This window comes from Devosia sp. MC1541 (genome assembly GCF_012847305.1).
Taxonomy (GTDB): domain Bacteria; phylum Pseudomonadota; class Alphaproteobacteria; order Rhizobiales; family Devosiaceae; genus Devosia.
The window spans coordinates 73,140-95,303 of sequence record NZ_JABBDZ010000005.1; the positions used below are offsets into that span (position 1 = coordinate 73,140).

Annotated in this window: 17 protein-coding genes; 16 read left to right on the forward strand and 1 reads right to left on the reverse strand. The window is 58.2% G+C overall.

Annotated features, from left to right (window positions below; all coding sequences use genetic code 11):
* The first annotated feature begins 3 nt into the window (after positions 1-3).
* The 14 genes from HKD40_RS07645 to ligA all read left to right on the forward strand — a co-directional run bounded on the left by HKD40_RS07645 (position 4) and on the right by ligA (position 19,669).
* Positions 4-1,446 carry a UDP-N-acetylmuramoyl-L-alanyl-D-glutamate--2,6-diaminopimelate ligase gene (locus HKD40_RS07645; protein WP_248305963.1) on the forward strand — a complete coding sequence of 481 codons (1,443 nt, stop codon included), beginning with the start codon at positions 4-6 and terminating at the stop codon, positions 1,444-1,446.
* Positions 1,447-1,589: 143 nt separating this feature from the next.
* Positions 1,590-2,987, forward strand: a complete 1,398-nt coding sequence (gene murF, locus HKD40_RS07650) for a UDP-N-acetylmuramoyl-tripeptide--D-alanyl-D-alanine ligase (RefSeq protein ID WP_169195149.1) — start codon at positions 1,590-1,592, stop codon at positions 2,985-2,987.
* 27 nt (positions 2,988-3,014) lie between these two features.
* The gene (mraY, locus tag HKD40_RS07655; RefSeq protein WP_169195150.1) at positions 3,015-4,100 is read left to right on the forward strand and encodes a phospho-N-acetylmuramoyl-pentapeptide-transferase; all 1,086 of its coding nucleotides are present in this window, start codon (positions 3,015-3,017) and stop codon (positions 4,098-4,100) included.
* Positions 4,101-4,258: 158 nt separating this feature from the next.
* Positions 4,259-5,422 (forward strand): putative peptidoglycan glycosyltransferase FtsW, encoded by a 1,164-nt coding sequence (locus tag HKD40_RS07660; protein WP_169195265.1) that lies wholly within the window; start codon positions 4,259-4,261, stop codon positions 5,420-5,422.
* Positions 5,419-6,537 carry an undecaprenyldiphospho-muramoylpentapeptide beta-N-acetylglucosaminyltransferase gene (gene murG / locus HKD40_RS07665; protein WP_169195151.1) on the forward strand — a complete coding sequence of 373 codons (1,119 nt, stop codon included), beginning with the start codon at positions 5,419-5,421 and terminating at the stop codon, positions 6,535-6,537. Before HKD40_RS07660 ends, murG begins: the two co-directional genes overlap by 4 nt.
* Positions 6,534-7,952 (forward strand): UDP-N-acetylmuramate--L-alanine ligase, encoded by a 1,419-nt coding sequence (gene murC, locus HKD40_RS07670; RefSeq protein ID WP_169195152.1) that lies wholly within the window; start codon positions 6,534-6,536, stop codon positions 7,950-7,952. The genes murG and murC overlap by 4 nt, the downstream gene beginning before the upstream one ends.
* Complete coding sequence (locus HKD40_RS07675; protein ID WP_169195153.1) at positions 7,949-8,869, forward strand: D-alanine--D-alanine ligase; 921 nt, start codon at positions 7,949-7,951, stop codon at positions 8,867-8,869. Before murC ends, HKD40_RS07675 begins: the two co-directional genes overlap by 4 nt.
* Positions 8,870-8,901: 32 nt before the next feature.
* Complete coding sequence (locus tag HKD40_RS07680) at positions 8,902-9,744, forward strand: FtsQ-type POTRA domain-containing protein (protein ID WP_169195154.1); 843 nt, start codon at positions 8,902-8,904, stop codon at positions 9,742-9,744.
* On the forward strand, positions 9,741-11,054 hold the full coding sequence (ftsA, locus tag HKD40_RS07685; RefSeq protein WP_169195155.1) for a cell division protein FtsA: 1,314 nt from the start codon (positions 9,741-9,743) through the stop codon (positions 11,052-11,054). Before HKD40_RS07680 ends, ftsA begins: the two co-directional genes overlap by 4 nt.
* A 353-nt stretch (positions 11,055-11,407) precedes the next feature.
* Complete coding sequence (ftsZ, locus tag HKD40_RS07690) at positions 11,408-13,105, forward strand: cell division protein FtsZ (RefSeq protein WP_169195156.1); 1,698 nt, start codon at positions 11,408-11,410, stop codon at positions 13,103-13,105.
* A 107-nt stretch (positions 13,106-13,212) separates the two neighbouring features.
* Positions 13,213-14,169, forward strand: coding sequence for a UDP-3-O-acyl-N-acetylglucosamine deacetylase (gene lpxC / locus HKD40_RS07695; RefSeq protein ID WP_169195157.1), 957 nt, complete (start codon positions 13,213-13,215; stop codon positions 14,167-14,169).
* Between the two features lie 82 nt (positions 14,170-14,251).
* Positions 14,252-15,097, forward strand: a complete 846-nt coding sequence (locus HKD40_RS07700; protein ID WP_169195158.1) for an outer membrane protein assembly factor BamD — start codon at positions 14,252-14,254, stop codon at positions 15,095-15,097.
* A 216-nt stretch (positions 15,098-15,313) separates the two neighbouring features.
* Complete coding sequence (gene recN, locus HKD40_RS07705) at positions 15,314-16,984, forward strand: DNA repair protein RecN (RefSeq protein ID WP_169195159.1); 1,671 nt, start codon at positions 15,314-15,316, stop codon at positions 16,982-16,984.
* A 519-nt stretch (positions 16,985-17,503) separates the two neighbouring features.
* On the forward strand, positions 17,504-19,669 hold the full coding sequence (ligA, locus tag HKD40_RS07710) for an NAD-dependent DNA ligase LigA (protein ID WP_169195266.1): 2,166 nt from the start codon (positions 17,504-17,506) through the stop codon (positions 19,667-19,669).
* Positions 19,670-19,712: 43 nt separating this feature from the next.
* Here ligA and HKD40_RS07715 read toward each other — a convergent pair whose 3' ends face one another.
* Entirely contained in the window at positions 19,713-21,536 is a 1,824-nt protein-coding gene (locus HKD40_RS07715; RefSeq protein ID WP_169195160.1) for an aminopeptidase P family protein, read from the reverse strand.
* 110 nt (positions 21,537-21,646) lie between these two features.
* Here HKD40_RS07715 and HKD40_RS18040 point away from each other — a divergent pair, with 110 nt between their 5' ends.
* Positions 21,647-21,781, forward strand: a complete 135-nt coding sequence (locus tag HKD40_RS18040; protein ID WP_282567599.1) for a hypothetical protein — start codon at positions 21,647-21,649, stop codon at positions 21,779-21,781.
* A 122-nt stretch (positions 21,782-21,903) separates the two neighbouring features.
* Positions 21,904-22,035 (forward strand): hypothetical protein, encoded by a 132-nt coding sequence (locus tag HKD40_RS18045; RefSeq protein WP_282567598.1) that lies wholly within the window; start codon positions 21,904-21,906, stop codon positions 22,033-22,035.
* The last annotated feature ends 129 nt before the right edge of the window (positions 22,036-22,164 follow it).

Sequence of the window (22,164 nt, forward strand, 5' to 3'; positions counted from 1 at the left end):
CTGTTGTCCATAAGCGTTAGCCAACTGCTCGAGGGATCTGGCGCCCGCCCGAAAAAGGGTCTTGGTGCCGTATTCGGGTTGAATTCGGACAGCCGGCGTATTGAACCGGGCGATGTCTTTTTCGCTCTGCCGGGCGTTAAGGTGCACGGTAATCAGTTTATCGCTGACGCGGTTGAACGCGGCGCGCTTGCTGTTGTGACGGATGTGACGCCTCCGGGTGACCCGGGCGTGCCAGTGATCGTGGTTCCCGATGTTCGCGCTGCCTACGCGCGCGCGGCAAGCCGTGTGTTTGAGCCGCAGCCAGAAATGCTGGTTGCTGTAACCGGCACGAATGGCAAGACCTCTGTTGCCTCCTTTGTTCGCCAGATTTGGGACGAAGTCGGGGTGCCGGGCGCAAGCATTGGTACGCTGGGTATTGAGACGAGCAACCGTCGTATCGACGGCGCTCTGACCACGCCCGACAGCCGCACGCTGCATCAGGCCATGCGCGCGCTCAAGGCGCAGGGGATTGACCATGTGGCGCTTGAAGCGTCGAGCCATGGTCTGGACCAGCGCCGGCTTGACGGTATCCACTTTGAAGCGGTCGCTTTTACCAATCTCAGCCGTGATCACCTCGATTATCACGCTGACATGGAAGAGTATAAGAACGCCAAGCTGCGTTTGTTCACCGAGCTTCTGGTTGATGGCGGCGCGGCAATCGTCAACGTCGATGATCCGGAACACGAAGCGTTTATGTTCGCGGCCCTTTCGGCCAGCGCAACATTGCTCACCGTTGGTCGTGAAGGCGCCTATATTGAGCTGCTTTCGATCAAGCCGGAAGGCTATGGCCAGCGCGTTGAAATCCGTCATATTGGCGAACTCGTCAGCTTCCACCTCAAAATCCCTGGTGAATTCCAGGTGTCAAACACGCTGGTAGCGGCTGCTCTGGCGATGTCTTCGGGTGTTGATAAGGCGGATGTGTTTGCCGCGCTGCCACAATTGGTGGGTGCTGTTGGGCGCCTTGAACTGGTTGCCGAGCACAATGGCGCAGCCATTTTCGTGGACTATTCGCATAAGCCCGAAGCACTGCGTACGGCTCTGACCACCTTGCGTCCATACGCGCCGAACAAGCTGCGCGTGGTGTTTGGGTGTGGCGGGGATCGCGACAAGGGCAAGCGTCCGCAGATGGGTGAGATCGCCAGCAGTCTGGCGGACGAAGTGATCGTTACCGACGATAATCCACGCACTGAAGACGCGGCTGCGATCCGCGCTGAGGTGATGGTTGGTGCCAAGGGCGCTGAGGAAATCGCTGATCGTCGTGAGGCTATCTTTGCTGCGGTGAAGCGCCTCAAGAAAGGCGACGTGCTTCTGGTCGCTGGCAAAGGCCACGAAACTTACCAGATCATCGGAACCACGAAATCGCACTTCTCGGACCACGAAGTGGTTCTGGAAGCGATTAAGGGCTAAAGCGATGGCGCCGGACCTCATAGTCCGGCGTTATTGTTTTGGGGGAAAGTGACACGCGTGGTCCATCACCTCAATTTCGCTATAGAACGGTGATCTGACTTTTTGCGTCACCAACTGCGCTTCTCTCAACGACAGCTAATCTCATGACCCCTCCACTTTTTACGCTTGATGCCATACTCGCAGCGACCGGTGGGCGCGCGGCTGGTGTGAGTGCGACTGAGATCAACTCGGTCTCGATCGACTCCCGTGATCTTCGCCGTGATGCCCTGTTTGTGGCGATCAAGGGCGATCGCTTCGACGGGCATGATTTTGTCGATACCGCTATCGCTAATGGCGCAGCGGCAGCTCTGGTGACAGACGGCAAAAGCGTGGGCGAGGGGCGTATTGTCGTCGCTGACGCCTTGGGCGGGTTGCGTGACATGGCGCGGGCAGCGCGGGCGCGGAGCCGGGCGTTTATCGTTGGCGTGACTGGAAGCGTGGGTAAGACCACGACCAAAGAAGCCATTCGCACTGTCCTCGAAACAGCGGGCGAAACGCATTACTCGATCAAGAGCTTTAACAACCACTGGGGCGTGCCGCTGATGCTGGCGCGGATGCCGGAAACGGCGCAGTTCGGTGTGTTTGAAATGGGCATGAGCGCGCCCGACGAAATTCGCCCGTTAAGCAAGCTGGTGCGCCCCCATGTGGCGGTGATCACCAATGTGGCGCCAGCCCATTTGGAAAATCTCGGTTCGCTGGAAAACATCGCGCTGGCTAAGGCGGAGATATTTGACGGGCTTGAGCCCGGTGGCACGGCGGTGATCAATGCTGATCACCCACAAATTGATATTTTGCTGCAAGCGGCAAGCGCTGCAGGCGTTGCCCGGGTCATCACCTACGGCTTTTCGGCCGGTGTCGATTGGCAGATCGTTGATGTTGTGACGAGAGCTGACGGCAGTACGGCTACGGTGGAGCGTGGTGGGGAACGCTATGCGCTTGAGCTGAGCGTCGCTGGGCGGCATATGCTGGTCAACGCCACGGCAGCGCTGATTGTGGCGGACCTCGCGGGCATCGATACGGGTTTTGCCCTGAACACTTTAGCGCGTTTGGGTGCGCAGCCGGGGCGGGGACAGCGCACCAATTTTGGATCAGCCGATAAGCCTCTGTTGCTGATCGACGAGAGCTACAATGCCAATACCGCCTCAATGGGTGCTGCCTTGGATGTGTTCGCCTCTGTAACACCGGCGAATGGTCGCAAGGTCATTGTGTTGGGCGATATGAGAGAATTGGGTGACACGGCTAACGCGTTGCACGCGGGCCTTGCACCAGCCGTACTGGCGTCGGGCGCGACGCGCGTGCATCTCGTGGGACAACATATGGCGGCTCTCGGACAGGCTCTGCCCGCTGGCATTGTGGCCAGCCATCATCAGAGTGTTGAACAAGCCCAAGAGGTGATCATAGATGATCTTGCGTTTGGCGACGCAGTTATGATCAAAGGATCGAACGGGGTTGGTCTGGCGCGTATTGTCAGCGCCATCACACAGAAATTCTCAAACAGCTGAAATCCCCAACAAGAATAGCGGAATAGAATGCTCTATTTTCTCGGCCAGTTGGGCGACTCCGTGTCAGCCTTCAACGTCTTCCGGTACATCACCTTCCGTACAACTGGAGCAGTTGTAACGGCGTTGTTCTTCGTTTTTATGTTCGGCCCGGGGATGATCTCCCTGCTGCGCCTGAAGCAGGGACGTGGACAGCCAATTCGTGAAGATGGTCCTGCTGGACACTTGCTGACCAAAAAGGGCACCCCGACAATGGGCGGGTTGATGATCCTTTCGGGCGCGGTGATCTCAACACTGCTGTGGTCGAACCTGACCAATGGTTATGTCTGGGTCGTGTTGTTCGTAACCATCGGCTTTGGTGCGATTGGGTTTTACGACGACTATCTCAAGGTCAAGCGCATGAGCCACAAGGGCTTTGGGTCCAAGCAGCGCTTGCTGTTGGAAGCGCTGATCGGGGGCGTCGCGGCCTTTGCGATTTCCCAGCTTGCTTCGGGCTCTTATGGCACTTCGCTGGTCTTCCCGTTCGTGAAAGACCTCGCCATCAACCTTGGCTATTTCTACATTCTGTTCGGCGGTTTCGTCGTGGTTGCTGCGGGCAATTCGGTGAACTTGACGGATGGTCTCGATGGTTTGGCGATTGTGCCGGTGATGGTGGCGGCGGCTTGCTTTGGCCTCATCGCCTATGTCGTTGGTTCGCAGAACTACGCGGACTATCTCTTCCTCAATTCCGTGCCGGGTACGGCTGAATTGGCGGTTGTGTGCGGAGCGCTAATCGGGGCGGGGCTTGGGTTCCTGTGGTTCAACGCGCCACCGGCGCAGATCTTTATGGGTGACACAGGTTCGCTCGCCTTGGGTGGTGCTTTGGGCACGATCGCGGTCGCGACTAAGCACGAAATCGTCCTCTGCATCATCGGTGGTCTCTTCGTTCTGGAGACGGTTTCTGTGATCGTGCAGGTGACCTCGTTCAAGCTAACAGGGAAGCGCGTTTTCCGAATGGCGCCCATCCATCACCACTTCGAGCATCTGGGATGGACGGAAAGTCAGGTGGTTATTCGCTTCTGGATCATTTCTTTTGTTTTGGCGCTGATCGGTCTGTCGAGCCTCAAGCTCCGCTAAATCGGTCAAGTCATTGAAATTCCAAGCAAGCCCCGGTTCGCCGGGGCTTGTTTTTTTCTGATCACGCTTTTGCAAAACGCAAATGCCTTGGCAAATCGGTAACCATCGTTGGTTACAAATCGAGGTAAGTTGTACCGCGTAACCGGGCTTTCCCGATGATGTTCTCCCGTGCTGAAAAAACTTGGCTTGCCGAATGGTGGTGGTCGATTGACCGCGAGCTGCTCGGCGCTCTGATTATGCTTTTGGCGTGTGGGATGGTCCTCAGCTTTGGCGCAAGCCCTGCTGTGGCCGAACGCATCGGGCTCGATGAGTGGCACTTTGTAATCCGCCATGCCATGTTCTGCGTCTTGGCGGTGCCAGTTATGCTGGCAACCTCTCTACTGTCTCACCGCCAAGCACGCTTGAGCGCGCTCTTCGTGCTGGTGGTGATGACAGTATTGCTCTGGGCGACCCTCTACTTCGGGACCGAGGTTAAGGGTGCGCGCCGGTGGGTATCGCTCGCCGGGCAATCCATTCAGCCATCGGAATTCGTCAAACCTGCCTTCGCGGTGATCAGTGCGTGGCTGTTTTCTGAATCGCTCATCCATCGCAACGTGCCTGGGCGCTGGATGGCCGCCGGGCTCATGGTCCTGATCGTGGCAGCGCTGCTGCTGCAGCCGGACGTTGGGCAGACCGCGCTGGTGGTCGCTACTTGGGCCGTGTTGCTGTTCTTTTCCGGGATCAGCTGGTGGGTGATTATTGGACTTGGGCTACTGGCGGTCAGTGCGCTGGCAGGGGCCTATATGTTCTTCCCGCACGTGTCGCGCCGTATCGATACGTTCATCAATCCTGATGCTGGTGGCAACACCTATCAGATCGACCGCGCCATTCAGTCCCTGCTGGAAGGTGGGTGGTTTGGACGTGGTCCGGGCGAGTCTCTGGCCAAAAAGCTCATTCCCGACGCGCATGCTGACTATGTGTTCTCGGCGGCAGCGGGTGAGTTTGGTATTCTTTTCTGCATGGGCCTAGTTGGTCTCATCGCCTTTATCGTGATCCGCGCGATGATCTCGGCGCAGCGTCAGACAAGTCTGTTTGCGCGATTGGCCGCATCGACCATTGCCGTGCAGTTTGCGATGCAGTCGGGCATCAATCTCGCTGTGAACCTGAACCTGATCCCACCCAAAGGGATGACGCTGCCATTCGTCTCTTATGGCGGCACGTCCATGTTCGCAGTGGCCTTTGGTATGGGGCTGATGCTCGCATTGACCCGTACCAAGCCGGAAGAGCGTATGGCGACCGGCATTCCTTCGTATCGCAGTGCAGTGGTGGCCCCCGCAGAATGAGCAGATTTATTCTTATTGCCGGTGGGACCGGTGGGCACCTGTTCCCGGCTATGGCGCTGGCTCAAGAGCTGCAACGCCGTGGTCATGTCGTCGAGCTGATGACGGACCATCGCGTGGAAGCCTATGGTGCGGATTTCCCGGCCAAGGCGATCCATATCGTCCCCTCCGCCACCCCTTCAGGCGCGAATTTGGTGAAGGCCGCGGGTGCGGGTTTCACTATTCTGCGCGGCGTGGCCAAGGCCTATGGCATTTTCGCTAAGGACAAGCCTGCCGCCGTTATTGGCTTTGGTGGCTATCCGACATTCCCGCCGTTCATCGCGGCGAAGCTGGCCGGTGTGCCGGGCATTCTGCACGAGCAAAACGCGGTTATGGGGCGCGCCAACCGGGCGCTGACCCGTTTCGCGCATACGCTGGCGCTGAGCTTTGCCAAAACGAAATTTGCTGATGCGCAAAAAGTGGCGTCAGTGGTGACGGGTAATCCGGCGCGTGACCGTGTTCGTGCCGTAGCGGGTCGACCTTATCCCGCGCTCGACGCTGTCGGTCCGATCCGGCTCGTGGTGACTGGCGGCAGCCAAGGCGCGCGCTTCACCTCCGATGTGGTTCCTGCGGCGATTGCGCTTTTGCCGGATGCGCTGCGTTCGCGTTTCCAGATTGTTCAGCAGGCGCGTCCAGAAGACATTGATCGTGTGACGGAAAGCTACCGCCAATCGCGCACCAATGTGGAACTGGCGAGCTTCATTGGCGACTTGCCAGAGCGGATCGCCAATGCGCATTTGGTGATTGGACGCTCGGGCGCTTCCACCGTAAATGAGCTTTGCATTATTGGCCGTCCAGCGATTTTGATCCCGCTGCCGGGCGCGCTTGATAGCGATCAGAAATACAATGGCCAGGTGCTCGAAGAGGGCGGCGGCGGCTGGGTGATGGAGCAAGACACACTCTCACCGCAATCGCTTGCCACTCGGTTGCAGAACCTGTTCAGCAATCCTGCCAAATTACAGCAAGCCGCTGAGGCTGCCAGAGCCTTGGGTCAGCCTCAGGCTGTCGAGAAACTGGCCGACCTTGCCGAGCAAATCGCTGGGCTTGCACCAAAGACGAATGAAGGAATTCCATCATGAAGATGCCGCGGAACATCGGGCCGGTCCATTTTATCGGCATTGGCGGCATTGGCATGAGCGGTATTGCCGAAATCCTTCATAACCAAGGCTACACGGTGCAAGGCTCCGACGCCTCGCTTAATCCCAATGTTCAGCGCTTGCGCGACATGGGGATCAAGGTTGAGATCGGTCAGAGCGGTGACAACCTCGGTCTGGCTGAAGTCGTGGTGATCTCCTCGGCGATCAAGAAAGACAATCCAGAGCTGATGGAAGCGCGGGCGCGGGCTTTGCCTGTGGTGCGTCGCGCTGAAATGCTGGCCGAAATCATGCGGTTTAAGACCGCCATTGCTATTGGCGGCACGCATGGCAAGACGACGACGACCACGCTGGTCGCGGCGCTGCTCGATGCCGGCAATCTTGATCCGACTGTGATCAACGGCGGTATCATCAATGCCTATGGCACCAATGCCCGTCTTGGTGGCGGTGAATGGATGGTGGTTGAGGCAGACGAAAGCGACGGCACTTTCGTGAAGCTGCCGGCGGACGTAGCGGTCGTGACCAACATCGACCCTGAGCACCTTGATCACTATGGTGACTTTGAAGGCGTGAAGAAGGCCTTCCACCAGTTCGTTGAGAATGTGCCGTTCTACGGCTTTGCGGTGATGTGCCTCGATCATCCGATTGTGCAGTCGCTGGTTGGCGAAATCCGCGATCGTCGTGTTGTCACCTATGGGCGTAACCCGCAGGCAGACGTACGCCTGATCGATGTCGAAAATCATGACGGCGTTCAGACCTTCTCGGTCGAAATCCGTGACCGGATTCGTCAGACGCAATTGCGCATTAATGGGCTCGAACTGCCAATGCCGGGCATTCACAACGCACTCAATGCGACGGCAGCGATTGCCGTGGCGGACCAGCTGCATGTGTCAGCTGAAGCGATTCGCAAGGGCCTCAAGGGCTTTACGGGCGTCAAGCGTCGCTTCACCAAGACAGGTGAAGCGGGCGGTGTGACAGTGATCGACGACTATGGTCATCACCCGGTTGAAATCGCGGCAGTGTTGAAGGCAGCGCGCCAATCGGCACGACGCGATGTGGTGGCGATTGTGCAGCCGCACCGCTTTAGCCGTGTGCAGGATCTGTTTGATGATTTCGCGGCCTGCTTCAATGACGCGGACACTGTGCTGGTAGCGCCGATCTATGCTGCGGGAGAGCAGCCGATTGAGGGCGTGACCAACGACGAGTTGGTCAACCGCATTCGTGCCCGTGGTCATCGCGATGCGCGCGTTCTTGCAGGGCCTGAAGACCTTGCCGCAATTCTGGCGGAACGCACGGCAGCAGGCGATTATGTCGTGTGCCTAGGCGCCGGCAATATCACTCAATGGGCGGCAGCGCTTCCGGCGCAATTGGCCGCTGCACAGAACGAGGCTGCACAATGAGCAAGCATGTCGCGGTCTTGATGGGTGGTTGGTCGAACGAGCGCCCCGTGTCGCTGAGCTCCGGCGCTGGCTGCGCTGCGGCTCTGCGCAATGCGGGCTATCGGGTGACCAAGGTTGACGTTGGCCGTGACGTTGCGGATGTGCTGCGTCAGCTTAAGCCGGATGTGGCGTTCAACGCTTTGCATGGCCCGTTTGGCGAAAGCGGCATGATCCAGGGCGTGCTGGAACTGCTCGAAATCCCATACACCCATTCGGGCGTGATGGCTTCGGCGCTGGCGATGAATAAGCATCAGGCCAAGATCGCCTTCAAGGCTGCGGGCATCCCTGTCACCGATCACGTGATCGTGACCAGGGCCGAGGCGGCGCGCGACCACGTTATGGCCCCGCCTTATGTGATCAAACCGATCGCCGATGGCTCCAGCTTTGGCGTGTTTATCGTCAAAGCCGAGACCAGTCATCCGCCGCAGGAACTGTTGCGCGAGGATTGGAATAATGGCGAAGAGGTCATGGTTGAACGGTTTATTCCGGGCCGTGAACTCACCTGCGCGGTAATGGGTAATGTGGCGCTAGGGGTGACGGAGATCGTCACAAACCTCAGCTTCTACAATTATGAAGCAAAATATGCGGCTGGTGGGTCGGTGCATATTTTGCCTGCCGATCTGAAACCGAAAATTTACGACAAAGTGCAAAAGCTCGCACTAGCTGCCCATGCAGCACTCGGATGCCGAGGCGTGACCAGAAGTGACTTCCGGTACAACGAGGCAGCTGGGGAAGATGGCGAACTGGTTTGTCTCGAGATCAACACCCAGCCGGGTATGACAGCGACATCCCTGGTGCCCGAGCAGGCTCTGCATGCCGGGCACTCTTACGAAGATCTAGTCTCCTGGATGGTGGAGGACGCGAGTTGCAACAGGTAAAAAGCGAGACACTTCTCGCTGGAGCGCGACCAGTGACGACCCGCGCTTTGCCTGTCCGAGCGCGCGCTCCGCGTCGCCGTATCAAAAATTCGCTGAACCGCGTTTGGGTTTTGCACAGCGGCAAGATCCGCAAGGTTTTTACTGGTGTTTTGCTACTCGCTGGCTGTGCCGGGCTTTACCAAGTCCGTGAGCCTATCGGCAATCTGGCGATGATCGGGGTCGAACTGGCGCAGGCGCAATTTGCGCATGCTGGCCTTGCCGTTTCGGAAATCTCGATCTCCGGTCAAACACTGACATCCGAGCAGGATGTGTTCGACGCTTTGGCGATCCAGCTCGAAACCTCGACGATGAGTTTTGATGTGGATGCCGCGCGCAAGCGCATTGCTGAGCTACCGGCCGTTGAAAGCGTGTTGGTCCGCAAGACCTATCCGGGGAAGGTGGACGTTACGATCACTGAGAAACTGCCGGTTGCGCGTTGGCGCGTGGATGGCATCACCTTCTTGATTGATCGGGCAGGGGATCAGATCGGCGAAGATCGTGGTGCCTATGGCGATCTGCCATTGGTCATTGGCGATGGCGCTGCGGACGATGCCTTGGCGATGATCCGCGCCATCGACACTGTTCCGCAACTCAAAGACGAGTTGGTGGCGATTTCGCGTATCGCCGACCGTCGTTGGGATTTGATCTATAGCACTGGCCTGCGTGTGCAGCTGCCGGAGCAGGGCGTCGCCCAAGCGCTGCGCAAGCTGCAAGACTATCAAGATGAATTCCGATTGCTCGACCGCGATCTGGCGCAGATTGATTTGCGCAATGACACGCTGGTCGCGCTCCGCCCCAATAAGCCTATCGAAGAAACTGTGACGACACCCCAATGATCACCGATGCGATGACCTCCCGGCTTCGTCCGGTTCAACCTGGCAAGACCACTCTGGTGGCCGTGCTCGACATTGGGTCGACCAAGATCTGCTGCATTATCGCGCGCCTGGTTCCGCGCAGCGAAGGTCGCTCCTTGAAGGGGCGTACCCACAAGGCAGAAGTGATCGGTTTTGGCTATGGTCCGGCGGCAGGCGTCAAGAGCGGTGTGGTCACCGACATCGAAAAGGCCGAACAGGCTATTCGCAATGTCGTGGGCATGGCTGAGCGCGCTGCAGGGCTGACGCTGGAAAGCGTGCTCGTCAACGTTACGGCTGGCCGTCTGGGTTCGGAAACCTTCTCGGCGGCGGTCAATCTTGACGGCCAAGAGGTGGAAAAGTCTGACCTTGTGCGTGTGCTCAAGGCGGTCAATTCTCGTTCGGTTCGTCCGGAACGCTCCATTATTCACGCGCTGCCCATCGGGTTTTCGCTCGATGGTCACAAGGGCATTCGTGATCCCAAGGGCATGGTAGGCGAGAAGCTGTCCGTCGATGTCGCCGTGGTGAGCGCGGAAACTCTGGCTATGCGCAATCTGGAACTGGTGCTTCACCGCTGCCACTTGCAGATCGAAGCCATCGTTGCCACGCCCTATGCCTCGGGTCTTGCGACCCTTGTAGATGATGAAGCGCAATTGGGTGTTGCCTGCATCGACTTTGGCGGCGCGACGACGACTGTGTCGGTGTTTAACGACGGGCATATGGTATATGCCGATGCTATCGCCATTGGCGGCCACCATCTGACGCTCGACATCGCGCGCCAGCTCTCGGTGAGCGTGCAGGACGCAGAGCGCCTCAAAACATTGCATGGCTCGGTTCTGCCGGGGCAGGCGGACGAACGCGAGATGATCCCGATCCAGCCCGTGGGTGCAAGTCATGACGAAGCGCCGGGGCAAATCCCGCGCGCTGTTCTGACCCGCATCATGCGTCCGCGTATCGAAGAAGTGCTGACAGCAATCCGCGACCGCATGCAGGCCACGGGCATGATGGACGTCTGCGGACGTCGCTTCGTGTTAACCGGTGGGGCCAGCGAAATGACTGGCCTGCCGGAAGTGGCGCGTCGCACCCTTGCTCGCAACGTCCGCAATGGTCGCCCGATGGGAATTTCGGGCCTGCCTGAAATTGCTCGTGGCGCCGCCTTTGCGACAGTGGCGGGCATGCTGGTTTATCCGCAGGTCTGCGCCAATGAATACTCCGAGCCGCGCAGTAGCCGCAAACTCATTGGGACGGACGGCTACCTCTCACGAGTCGGCAATTGGTTGCGTAGCAGCTTCTGATCGTCGACGGAAACGATCGATCAGGTGGCGGCGTTGGACGCGAATTAACACACAAAGATAGATACGGATAACTCCGTAGAGCCAAATCAGGAGAGGGCGTTCGTTAAGCGAGCGCCCTCTCACTTTATGGGCATTCGTTTATTTTATTATCACTTTATCAAGGCCCAAACTGACCAGCTCCGCACCGTGCAAGGTTAATTTTGTTGCTTATCGGCTGGTTAACGCCAGAGGGCGTGCCTTGCATGTGGTGTCGCAAAATGCGCCGAGAACTGCGCAATACAGGCAATTGTTAGGGTGGGATTAACGATTAGGCCGCTAAATCTTAATCAACCACGCCACCTATGGGGCCACACATGACGATCAACCTCACTATTCCCGATATTCAGGAACTCAAGCCCCGCATCACCGTGTTCGGTGTGGGCGGTGGTGGCGGCAACGCCGTAAACAACATGATTCAATCCGGCCTTGAAGGCGTGGATTTTGTCGTTGCAAACACCGACGCGCAGGCACTCGCCCTGTCGAAGGCACAGAGGATCATTCAGCTTGGCGTTGGCGTCACTGAAGGTCTTGGCGCTGGATCGCACCCGGAAGTGGGTCGTGCGGCAGCGGAAGAAAGCTGGGACGAAATCAACGATCACCTTTCCGGCTCGCACATGGTGTTCATCACCTGTGGTATGGGTGGTGGTACTGGCACTGGTGCAGCGCCCGTTGTGGCTCGGGCTGCGCGCGAACAGGGCATCCTGACCGTTGGCGTTGTGACCAAGCCGTTCAACTTTGAGGGTAATCGTCGTACCCGTCTGGCTGAAGATGGCATTGACGAACTGCACCGTCACGTTGACACGCTGATCGTTATCCCGAACCAGAACCTGTTCCGTGTTGCCAACGAGAAGACCACCTTCGCCGACGCTTTCGCGATGGCTGACCAGGTGCTGTTCTCGGGTGTTGCTTGCATCACCGATCTGATGGTCAAGGAAGGCCTGATCAACCTCGACTTCGCTGACGTGCGCGCTGTTATGCGTGGCATGGGCAAGGCGATGATGGGTACTGGCGAAGCTTCGGGCGAAGATCGTGCACGTCATGCTGCTGAAGCGGCTATCGCGAACCCACTGCTCGACGATGTGTCGATGCATGGTGCTCGTGGCCTGCTGATCTCGATCACCGGCGGTCCAGACCTGACCCTTTATGAAGTCGATGAAGCCGCTTCGCGTATCCGCGAAGAAGTGGATACCGACGCGAATATCATTCTTGGTGCGACTTACGATCCAAACCTGAACGGTACGATCCGCGTATCTGTCGTTGCTACTGGCACCGACGCGACTATGGTTCAGGCAATGGAGCCGGCTAAGCCGCACGCGTCCCGCACCCCTTTATCAGTAAAACGCCACGTTCCGGTTGAGGCCAACCGTCCCGTGGTGCCGCAGGCTCCGGTTGAGCCAGTGATGATGGAAGTTGAAGACATCAGCTCGCAGGTTGAAGCTGCGGTTGCCGAAGCGTTCCACGCTCAGCACCCAACGCCCGCTGCGCAGCCATCGCCAGTTTCCTTTCACGAAGACGACGGTATCGTCGTAGAACCATACGTGCCGGCTTCTGAATCTCACTATGAGCCAGAAGAGATTGTTGTTGCTCAGGAACAGCCGATCCCTTCGGTTTATGTTCCATCCAATGCAGCGCGTCCGGACGGTCAGCGACGTATGCCGCGTACTGAAGAGCTGCCAGCTGTTGCTCGCCGCACTCAGGAAGCTGCAGTCGCTCCGCAGGTGCAGACTGAAGAGCCACGCAATGCTCGCGCACTCTTCAAGCGTCTGGCATCCAATGTTGGTCTGAACTTGGGCGCACCTGCTCAGGCAGAGGTTCGTGCTGAACCGCGCCAGACCATGGCTGACGATGCTGCGGCTCGCAGTGCAATCGAGAATGGTGGTCAGCGCGCTTCGCGTGTCCCGCCAGCAACCGAAGGCGCGCGTGGCAATCTTGATACACATGGTCGCGCTCCTGCTGCACCCGCGCAGAAGGAACACCTTGAGATTCCAGCATTCCTGCGTAAGCACGGTTAGTCTTTTCGTGATCAACAGGTGAAAACCTTGCTCGGTGCGGCTTCCGCACCGAGCTTTTTTTCGATAAGCGTTCTGATTGAGCGTGACCTATTTGGAATATTCCAGGCATGACTAAGCTATCTACGCGTCAGCGGACCTTGGCCAGCGAGATTAACTTTGCTGGCTACGGCGTCCACGGGGCGCAGCCTGTGACAATGATTTTGGCGCCTGCAGCGCCCGATACTGGCTATGTAATTCGACGCGCCCTCGGCGGCGGCACGTATACAAAGACGGTTCCGGTGCTGCACACGCGCGTCAGCCGCACGACGCTCGCGACCACGATCGACCTGGGCGATAGCTACAGTGTTTCGACCGTTGAGCACGTGGTATCCGCACTCTCGGGACTTGGCGTCGACAACGCGCTGATCACGCTTGAAGGACCGGAATGCCCGATCCTTGACGGCTCTGCCTATCCCTTTGCCAAGGCAATTATTGAAGCTGGTTTGGTCACGCAGCCGGCTGCCAAGAAATTCCTCAAGGTGATGCGCGCCGTTACGGTTCGTAACAATGACGCCTTCGCAGCGCTTGAGCCCTACAACGGGCGCGCGCTCGATCTTGAAATTGAATTTGATTCTCGTGTCATCGGCCGCCAGCGCATGATCTTTGACTGGACACCGCGCCGGTATTTTGAAGACGTATCGCGCGCCCGCACCTTTGGCTTCGCGCGCGACGCCAAAATCCTGCGCTCGGCTGGTTTTGCGCTCGGCTCGAGCCTTGATAACTCAATCACTGTCGATGAAGACCGCATCCTGAACCCAGGTGGTCTGCGATTTGAGGACGAATTCGTGCGGCACAAGCTGCTCGACGCCGTGGGTGATCTCTCGCTCGCTGGCCTGCCGATCTTCGGTCGCTTCCGCTCCTATAAAGGGGGCCATGCGCTTAATGCTCATGTTTTGACTGGTCTCTTTTCCAGCGATGCTAATTATGAGATAGTTAGCGCGGAGGATCTGCCGCTTGAAATGGAAGCCTTCAACGACCAACCTGAAGGTCTTGAGGTGTCCCATTATCTGCGCTCGGCAAGCTGAGACGTTGATTTCTGCTGCCACAGTTTTGATCCATTTGGAAACTACGTCGCATTAGTGCGCATGAACCAATACGGGGCCGTACGTGACCTTTAATGCAATGAAGAAGCTTACAGCCCGCGCCGTTCGGCTCGCTGCCATTGGCGTTTTTGCGACAGCACTGACGGCTTGCGCCGGTGGTGGTCTGTTCCAGCCGCCTAAGCTTAAAGAAGCTGCTATCATTCCTGCCGCTGCCCTTTATCAGGGTGCGCTCGACGATATGGATGGCCAGCGCTACCAGACTGCGATCCGCAAGCTCGATCAGCTCAATCGCCAGCATCCGCTGGATCCGCTGACCGAAAAGGGCAAGGTTATGCAGGTCTATGCGAACTATCGCATCGGCAAGTTTGACGAGGCGATCCTAGCGGCAGACCGCTATCTGGCTCTCTATCCCAAGAGCTCTGAAACCGCCTATATCCTCTGGCTGAAGGGCACTGCCTATTTCGCTCAGATCAAGGATATTACCCGCGATCAGCAGCTGTCGACGGATGCGATCGACACCTATCAGCTCCTGATCAACAATTATCCTAAGTCCGAGCACGCCAAGGACGCTAAGGAAAAGCTCCTGATCGCCTATGACCAGCTCGCTGGTAAGGAAATGTCGGTTGGCCGCTATTACCTCGGTAATGGCCAGTATGCCGCGGCGATCAATCGCTTCCGCGAAGTCGTTGAAAAGTGGCAGACCTCGACTCACATCGAAGAAGCGCTCTACCGTCTGACCGAGGCTTATCTCTCGCTTGGTCTGACCACAGAAGCCATGTCGGCTGCCGCCGTTCTGGGCCACAACTACCCATCGAGCGACTGGTACAAGCGCGGCTTTGAACTTCTCGGTAAGCAGGGCCTTGCACCAAGCCTGAATTCAGGCAGCTGGCTGGCCGGCGTTCGCAACTAAGCGTGTCAGTATGACGAGTTTGAAGGGCCCCACACGGGGCCCTTTGTTTTTCGCTCTTGGGTTAGCGAAAGACGGTGTTGCTATTTTGTTCTAATTTGCTATCGTGTCACGCGGCTGTGTTAGCGGCTTTGCTGTGGAAGGCGTCTCGCGGGCGTCTCAATCCGCAGCCAAGCTGATAAGACAAGCAAAGCCCAGTCCCTTGAGGGAAATTCGCGCATGCTAAACGCGCTGTCGGTCCGCAATATCGTTCTCATCGACCAGCTCGATCTGGCGCTTGATAACGGCATGACTGTCCTCACCGGTGAAACCGGCGCGGGCAAATCCATTTTGCTTGACGCGCTGACTTTAGCGCTCGGCGGACGCGGGGATGCCTCGCTGGTACGGCAGGGGCAGGACAGCGGGCAGGTCGTCGCCGTGCTGGAACTGGCCGCAGATCATCCGGCGCGCGCGCTGTTGCGCGAAAACGCTGTGCCCGATGATGAGGACGTGATCCTCAAGCGTGTTCAGTTCTCGGACGGCCGTACCCGCGCCTTTATCAATGACCAGCCGGTGTCGGCCTCGCTTTTGCAAAAGGTGGGGAGCCAGGTCGTCGAAATTCACGGCCAGCACGATGATCGCGCTTTGGTTGATGTGGCCACGCACCGCGCGGCGCTCGACGCTTTTGGTGAACTCGCCAAACCGGCAGCGGCTGTGCGGGACGCCTGGGCGACCTTGGTTGAGGCGCAACAGGCCGTTGAGGAGCAGCGCGCGCAGGTTGATGCGGCACTTGCCGCCGAAGACTATGCGCGGCACACGGTTGATGAGCTCTCCAAGCTGAAACCGGGATTGGGCGAAGAGGCAGAATTGTCCGAACGTCGCCAACAGTTGCAGCAGGCCGAAAAGGCTGCCGCGGATGTTGTCGAGATTGATGAAATCCTCAACGGTCCAAACGCGCCATCGCCTGCACTCGCGGCGCTCATGCGGCGCTTGCTGCGCAAGCTGGACAGCGGGGCGACCCTGTTCCAGCCGATTGTGGATGCGCTGGACGCTTCGCTGGCCACCCTAGATACAGCCGCTGAAGCCTTGGAAGATCTGAAGCGTGAGATGGCGTTTGATCCCTCTGAGCTTGAGCAGGTCGAAGAGCGTCTTTTCGCGCTGCGCGCAGCCGCGCGTAAGCACCAGACCAGCTGCGATGGCTTGGTTGAAGTGCTCGAAAAGTATGAAGGCGATCTTAATACGCTACAAAGCGGGGAAGGGCGCCTCAAAACTCTGGAGAAGGCCGAAGCGCTGGCGCGGGCCAAATATGCAGAGGCGGCAGAAAAGCTCAGCACGAGCCGAGCCAAGTCTGCTAAAGCGCTGACCAAGGCGGTCGAGGCTGAACTGCCGGATTTGAAGCTGGGCGCGGCCAAGTTCATTGTCGACCAGCAGGTCGATAAGAACCGTGTCGCTGCTGCTGGCTTTGACCAAATCGCGTTCCACGTGCAGACCAATCCGGGCACGGCCGCTGGGCCACTGCTTAAGGTGGCGTCGGGCGGCGAATTGAGCCGTTTCCTGCTGGCGCTTAAGGTGGTGCTCGCCGATCGCGGCTCGGCACCAGTTCTGATTTTCGACGAAATCGACACTGGTGTTGGCGGTGCTGTTGCCGATGCGATTGGTCGCCGCTTGGCGCGGCTGGCAAGCACAGTGCAGGTTCTGACGGTAACACACGCCCCGCAGGTCGCAGCCCGGGCGAACCGTCACCTGCTTATTGAAAAGCAGATGGTCAAAGAGGGGGCTTTCATGCGCACGCATGTTCGTCCGCTGGACCGGGATGCGCGACAGGAAGAAGTGGCGCGTATGTTGGCGGGGGCGGAAATTACCGATGAAGCCCGCGCCGCCGCGAGCAAGTTACTGGGGACCGTGGTTTAGTCAAAATGGCGCTCGGTGTTTGGCCGAGTTGAGGCAGTATGCCTTGAGTGCTTTCCCCCACCCAGCCTCCCCCTGATAGGGGGAGGAGCGCATTGCGCGTTTGGATCGGGCGGGGTGGTGCCTAATCTCAGTAGTGGGCTTGATTCCCGATTGGCTCTATTGGGGGACTAACAGTACACTCGATCGGTCCCTCCCTTGCTAGCGGGGGAGGTTAGGTGGGGGGCTGCGTGCGAAGCTTTTTCAAGTCCACGAAGAAACCATAAGCTGATGCAGCTTCCAGTGTCGTTCCCCTATCTTTCTCGCGAAAGTGGGGGGGTGGGGCGTCGTCACAGCAATTGGGAACCCGTGTTCGTTTTAACTGGTGGCCCGCTTTCATGGGGGGACTAGTATGCCACCGCTCCTGCCACCCTCTGACGCGCGCGGCGCCATAGTCGTGGAGCTTAGGGCGTAACCCATGCGCGGTGTGATGCGTTCTGCTAAACCAACAGCATTCAGATTCTGAGTGATGCCATGACCGATTTGCCGCTGCTGCCTGTAACCGATCTCACGGAAGACCAAGCACGGGCTGAGCTTGACCGGCTCTCGACGGCGATTGCGGCGGCGGATATTGCGTATCATCAAAATGATGCGCCGGATTTGTCGGACGCCGATTACGACAAGCTCCGCCAACGCAATTTTGACATTGAAGAGCGTTTCCCTGCTCTCGTTCGCATGGATAGCCCGTCGACGGCGGTTGGGGCTGCACCTGCCGATGGCTTTGCCAAGGTGCGGCATGGCGTGCCGATGCTCAGCCTCGCCAATGCTTTCACCGACGAGGACGTGACGGACTTTGTCGCGCGGGCCAAAAAATTCTTCATGGCGGACACGCTGCGCGACCCGGAGTTCAAGCTCGAATTCACCGCTGAGCCAAAGATTGACGGGCTTTCGGCATCGCTGCGCTACGAGAATGGTGTGTTCGTAAAGGGCGCAACGCGTGGCGATGGGGCAGTGGGTGAAGACATCACCGAAAACCTCAAAACCATTGCCGATATTCCGCACTCGCTCTCGGGCGAGGGCTGGCCTGCGGTGATCGAAATCCGTGGCGAAGTTTATATGAACCACGCTGAGTTCAAACGCCTCAAGGAGCATTCCGCCAAGTTCGGCGGGCAGGATTACGTCAATCCGCGCAATACCGCGGCGGGGTCTTTGCGCCAGAAAAACGCGGAAATCACCAAGAGCCGAAAACTCAATTTCTTTGCCTATGCCTGGGGTCTGGCTGAGGATGGCGCGGGTAATCCGCAGCCTCCGGCCGAAACGCAGTTTGATTTCGTTCAGAAGCTAAAATCTTGGGGTTTTGTTACCAATCCGCTGATGATCCGCACCACTTCAGCTGAAGAGCTGATTGCCCATTATCACGGTATCGAAGTGCAGCGCGCGGCGCTCGGCTACGACATTGACGGCGTGGTCTATAAGCTTGATCGGCTCGACCTGCAGGCGCGTTGGGGCTTTGTGGCGCGCGCGCCGCGTTGGGCCATTGCTCATAAGTTCCCGGCCGAGCAGGCGTTCACCAAGCTTACAGCCATTGATATTCAGGTGGGCCGCACGGGGGCGCTGACCCCGGTGGCGCGTTTGGCTCCGGTGACCGTGGGTGGCGTGGTTGTTGAGAACGCGACGCTGCACAATGAAGATTACATCAAAGGCATAGGTAACAAGGGCGAGGCCATTCGCGATGGTGTCGATCTGCGCGTTGGCGACACAGTGGTCGTTCAGCGCGCGGGTGATGTGATCCCGCAGATCGTCAATGTCGTGCTTGATAAGCGTCCAGAGGGCACCGAGCCTTTCGTCTTCCCCCATGTTTGCCCGGTGTGCGGCTCTGAAGCGGTGCGCGAGATCAATGAGAAGACGGGTAAGCTCGACTCGGTGCGTCGCTGCACGGGCGAGTTGTTCTGCCCCGCACAGGCCGTCGAGAACCTAAAGCATTTCGTATCGCGCAATGCGCTCGACATTGATGGGCTGGGTGACAAGCAGATCAGCCAGTTTTACGAAGAAGGTCGCATCAAGCGCCCCGCGGATATTTTCACCCTAATGGCTGAAGACGCCAAAAGTTTCAAAAAGCTCAAAGACGCTGACGGGTTTGGTGCTGTCTCGGTCAAAAAGCTGTTCGATGCGATTGATGCGCGCCGTGAACCTGAGCTCGATCGCTTCATCTTTGCGCTCGGTATTCGTCATGTGGGTGAAACCACAGCGGCGCTTTTGGCCAAGGAATTTGGCACGATTGAAAAATTCCGCGATGTCGCATTTGCGGCGGCACACCACGAAGAAGGGCACGCGCTCTTCCCGGAAATCGGGGGTATTGGGGAGACAGTGCACTCTTCGATCATGTCATTTTTTGCCAATGACAAGAACGTCTCTGCGCTCAACGATTTGCTGCTTGAGGTGAAGCCAAAGCCCTATGTGGTGGTGATCTCGGCCGATAGCGTCGTCGCGGGCAAAACCGTGGTATTCACGGGAAGTCTTGAGAAGATGACACGCACCGAAGCCAAGGCAATGGCCGAGCGTTTGGGCGCGAAGGTTGCGGGTTCGGTTTCGGCGAAGACCGATCTGCTGGTGGCGGGGCCGGGGGCAGGCTCTAAACTCAAACAGGCGGAAAGCCTCGGCATTGAGGTGATCTCGGAAGACGAGTGGTTTGAGCGGGTCGCGAAATAGCCGAATGTAAAAAGGGCAGTCGAGAGACTGCCCTTTGGTTTGATTAGATCGCTGTGGTGGCGCGGCGAAGCCACTCTTTCACATCGCCCGTAAGGCGCGGGCTGATTTCGTCCCACACCTTGGCGTGGAAGGCGTTGAGCCAATCGCGCTCCGGCGTGGTGAGCAGGCTTTGGTCGATGAGGCGCGTTTCGATGGGCGCGAGGGTGATGGTGTCGAACTCCAGATAGCCAGGGAAGGATTTGGCTTCCTCGACCACGATCAGGTTTTCGATGCGGATGCCATAGGCTCCGGCCTTGTAGTAGCCCGGCTCGTTGGAGAGCACATTGCCGATTTCTAGGGGCGCCGTGTAGCGGCTGGAAATGCCAATCGGCCCTTCGTGGACGCCGAGGAAATGGCCCACACCGTGGCCGGTGCCGTGGGTGTAGGTGATGCCATCCTGCCAGAGGAATTGGCGCGCCAGCACATCAATGACTGCGCCGCTGGTGCCGACGGGGAAGCGCGCCATGGAAATAGCGATCATGCCTTTGAGGACGCGCGTGTAGCGGTCTTTTTCTTCGGCGCTGGCATCGCCGGTATACAGCGTGCGGGTGATGTCGGTGGTGCCGGAGAGATATTGCGCGCCTGAATCGACGAGCATCAGCTCGCCGGGGTTGAGGCGACGGTCGGTCTTTTCCGTGACACGATAGTGGACGATGGCGCCGTTTGGACCGGAGCCGGAAATGGTATCAAAGCTGGCGTCGACGCAGGTTTCTTCCTCGCGGCGGAAGGCTTCCAGCGCGGTCACGATGCCGATCTCGGTGAGATTGCCCTTGGGGGCTTCGGTATCGAACCAATGCAGGAACTTGGCGAGAGCAACACCGTCGAGCTTATGCGCTTCGCGCATGCCGGAGAGTTCGACCTCGTTCTTGCGCGATTTGGGTCCGAGGATAGGATCGCGCTTTTCGATGAGCTTGACGCCGGCGTTGGTCAGCGTTTCGGCAACGGCAGCGGGGGCAGATTGTGGGTCGATTAAAACGCTATTCGCATCTGCGCCAAAAGCCGCAAGAGCGGCAGAGAATCCGGTTACTGGTTCGATCTCAGCTATGCCCGAAAGTGCCTGTTTAATCTCGGGCGTGATCTTCCCCTCATCGAGGAACAGCTTCGGTGTGCCGGATTGTGGCACGATGGAAAAGCCAAGAACGAAGGGCGTGTTGGGCACGTCGCGCCCGCGCATATTGAAGAGCCAGCAGATGCTTTCGGGCAGGGTGAGCACCACAGCAGCGGCGTTTTCGTCACTTAGCGTTTTACGCAGATCAGTGAGCTTGTCCTGCGCGGTCTTGCCAGCGCGGTTGTGGCCCAGAAATTCGATCGGGCTAATGGGCGCTGCAGGGCGGTCGTGCCAGATGGTATCGACGAGATTGGTGTGCGGAACGACCTTGGCATAGCCCTTGAGCGCATCAACAAAAGTGCGGATTTCGCCCGGGGTGTGTAGCCACGGATCATAAGCAAGGGTCGCGCCCTCGGCGATGTAATCGCGCAGTACCGGGCTGGCCGAGCCAACTGCCAGTTCCTCGATTTTAAAAACGTCTGTGTCGGTCTGCGCGGGTGCCTGCAAGGTGTAGCGGCTGTCGACAAAAAGCGCGGCCTTATCCGCTGTGACCAGGGCATGACCCGCCGAGCCGGTAAAGCCGGTGAGGTATGCCAAGCGCGCATCGCTTTCCGGCACGCTTTCCCCGCGGTGCGCATCAGCGCGTGGAATGAGGAAGGCATCCACGCCCGCAGCTTTCATCGCCGCGCGCAACTGAGCGACTCGGGGCGCGACCTGGCTTGGGTCACTCTTGACCTCGAAGCTCTGAAACTGCGTGGGCGGGAAAGAACGGTCTGTCATGCTTACAAATCCTGCGCCGTGCTGCGCTCTGGGCATAGCTGGCTTGTCTTTATCGGACTGGTTGTCGCCCGAAGAATGCCTATCTTAGTGTCGAACACTAGGAGAGAAAAATGACGAAGCAAGAGAATTTCTTCCGCCGCGCCCTGAATGCCATCGTTGATGCTCGCACACAGCAGGCTGAACGCTATGTTGCTCAGTTCGATGCCAAGACCAAGGCTGCTCAGAAGCACAATACCGACATCTAATCGGTCGCCTTGCATAAAAGGCATAGCTGATCTGTTCGCGCCCCACTAACTGGAATGGCGCGGATGGAATAGAGAAACACACAGACGGCGCAACGGATTGCCGCCGTCGCATGGAGTAGAGAATGACCGAGAGCAAGAATAGCTTCCGCAGCACACTGGGTGGTCTGATTGACTGCCGTGGTCGCGAAGCTACCCGCCAGGTCAGCTACCGCATGCAGCACCAGCTGATTGGCGCGGTTACTAAGCGCCCATAAGGCGGCTGCAAGCATTACGCTGACAATCTAGACCAGACGATCCCCGGAGCCACCTTCGGGGATTTTTTGTTTTTGGGCCTGTGCACCAGGGGCTCGCACCGCATTGCGTGTTCCACGGGCCAACAAAAA

Bases quoted from the DNA above. Each gene is read 5' to 3' on its own strand.
- murF (WP_169195149.1), top strand. From the start codon at position 1,590: ATGACCCCTCCACTTTTTACGCTTGATGCCATACTCGCAGCGACCGGT.
- mraY (WP_169195150.1), top strand. From the start codon at position 3,015: ATGCTCTATTTTCTCGGCCAGTTGGGCGACTCCGTGTCAGCCTTCAAC.
- HKD40_RS07660 (WP_169195265.1), top strand. From the start codon at position 4,259: ATGTTCTCCCGTGCTGAAAAAACTTGGCTTGCCGAATGGTGGTGGTCG.
- murG (WP_169195151.1), top strand. From the start codon at position 5,419: ATGAGCAGATTTATTCTTATTGCCGGTGGGACCGGTGGGCACCTGTTC.
- murC (WP_169195152.1), top strand. From the start codon at position 6,534: ATGAAGATGCCGCGGAACATCGGGCCGGTCCATTTTATCGGCATTGGC.
- HKD40_RS07675 (WP_169195153.1), top strand. From the start codon at position 7,949: ATGAGCAAGCATGTCGCGGTCTTGATGGGTGGTTGGTCGAACGAGCGC.
- ftsA (WP_169195155.1), top strand. From the start codon at position 9,741: ATGATCACCGATGCGATGACCTCCCGGCTTCGTCCGGTTCAACCTGGC.
- ftsZ (WP_169195156.1), top strand. From the start codon at position 11,408: ATGACGATCAACCTCACTATTCCCGATATTCAGGAACTCAAGCCCCGC.
- lpxC (WP_169195157.1), top strand. From the start codon at position 13,213: ATGACTAAGCTATCTACGCGTCAGCGGACCTTGGCCAGCGAGATTAAC.
- recN (WP_169195159.1), top strand. From the start codon at position 15,314: ATGCTAAACGCGCTGTCGGTCCGCAATATCGTTCTCATCGACCAGCTC.
- HKD40_RS07715 (WP_169195160.1), bottom strand. From the start codon at position 21,536: ATGACAGACCGTTCTTTCCCGCCCACGCAGTTTCAGAGCTTCGAGGTC.
- HKD40_RS18040 (WP_282567599.1), top strand. From the start codon at position 21,647: ATGACGAAGCAAGAGAATTTCTTCCGCCGCGCCCTGAATGCCATCGTT.
- HKD40_RS18045 (WP_282567598.1), top strand. From the start codon at position 21,904: ATGACCGAGAGCAAGAATAGCTTCCGCAGCACACTGGGTGGTCTGATT.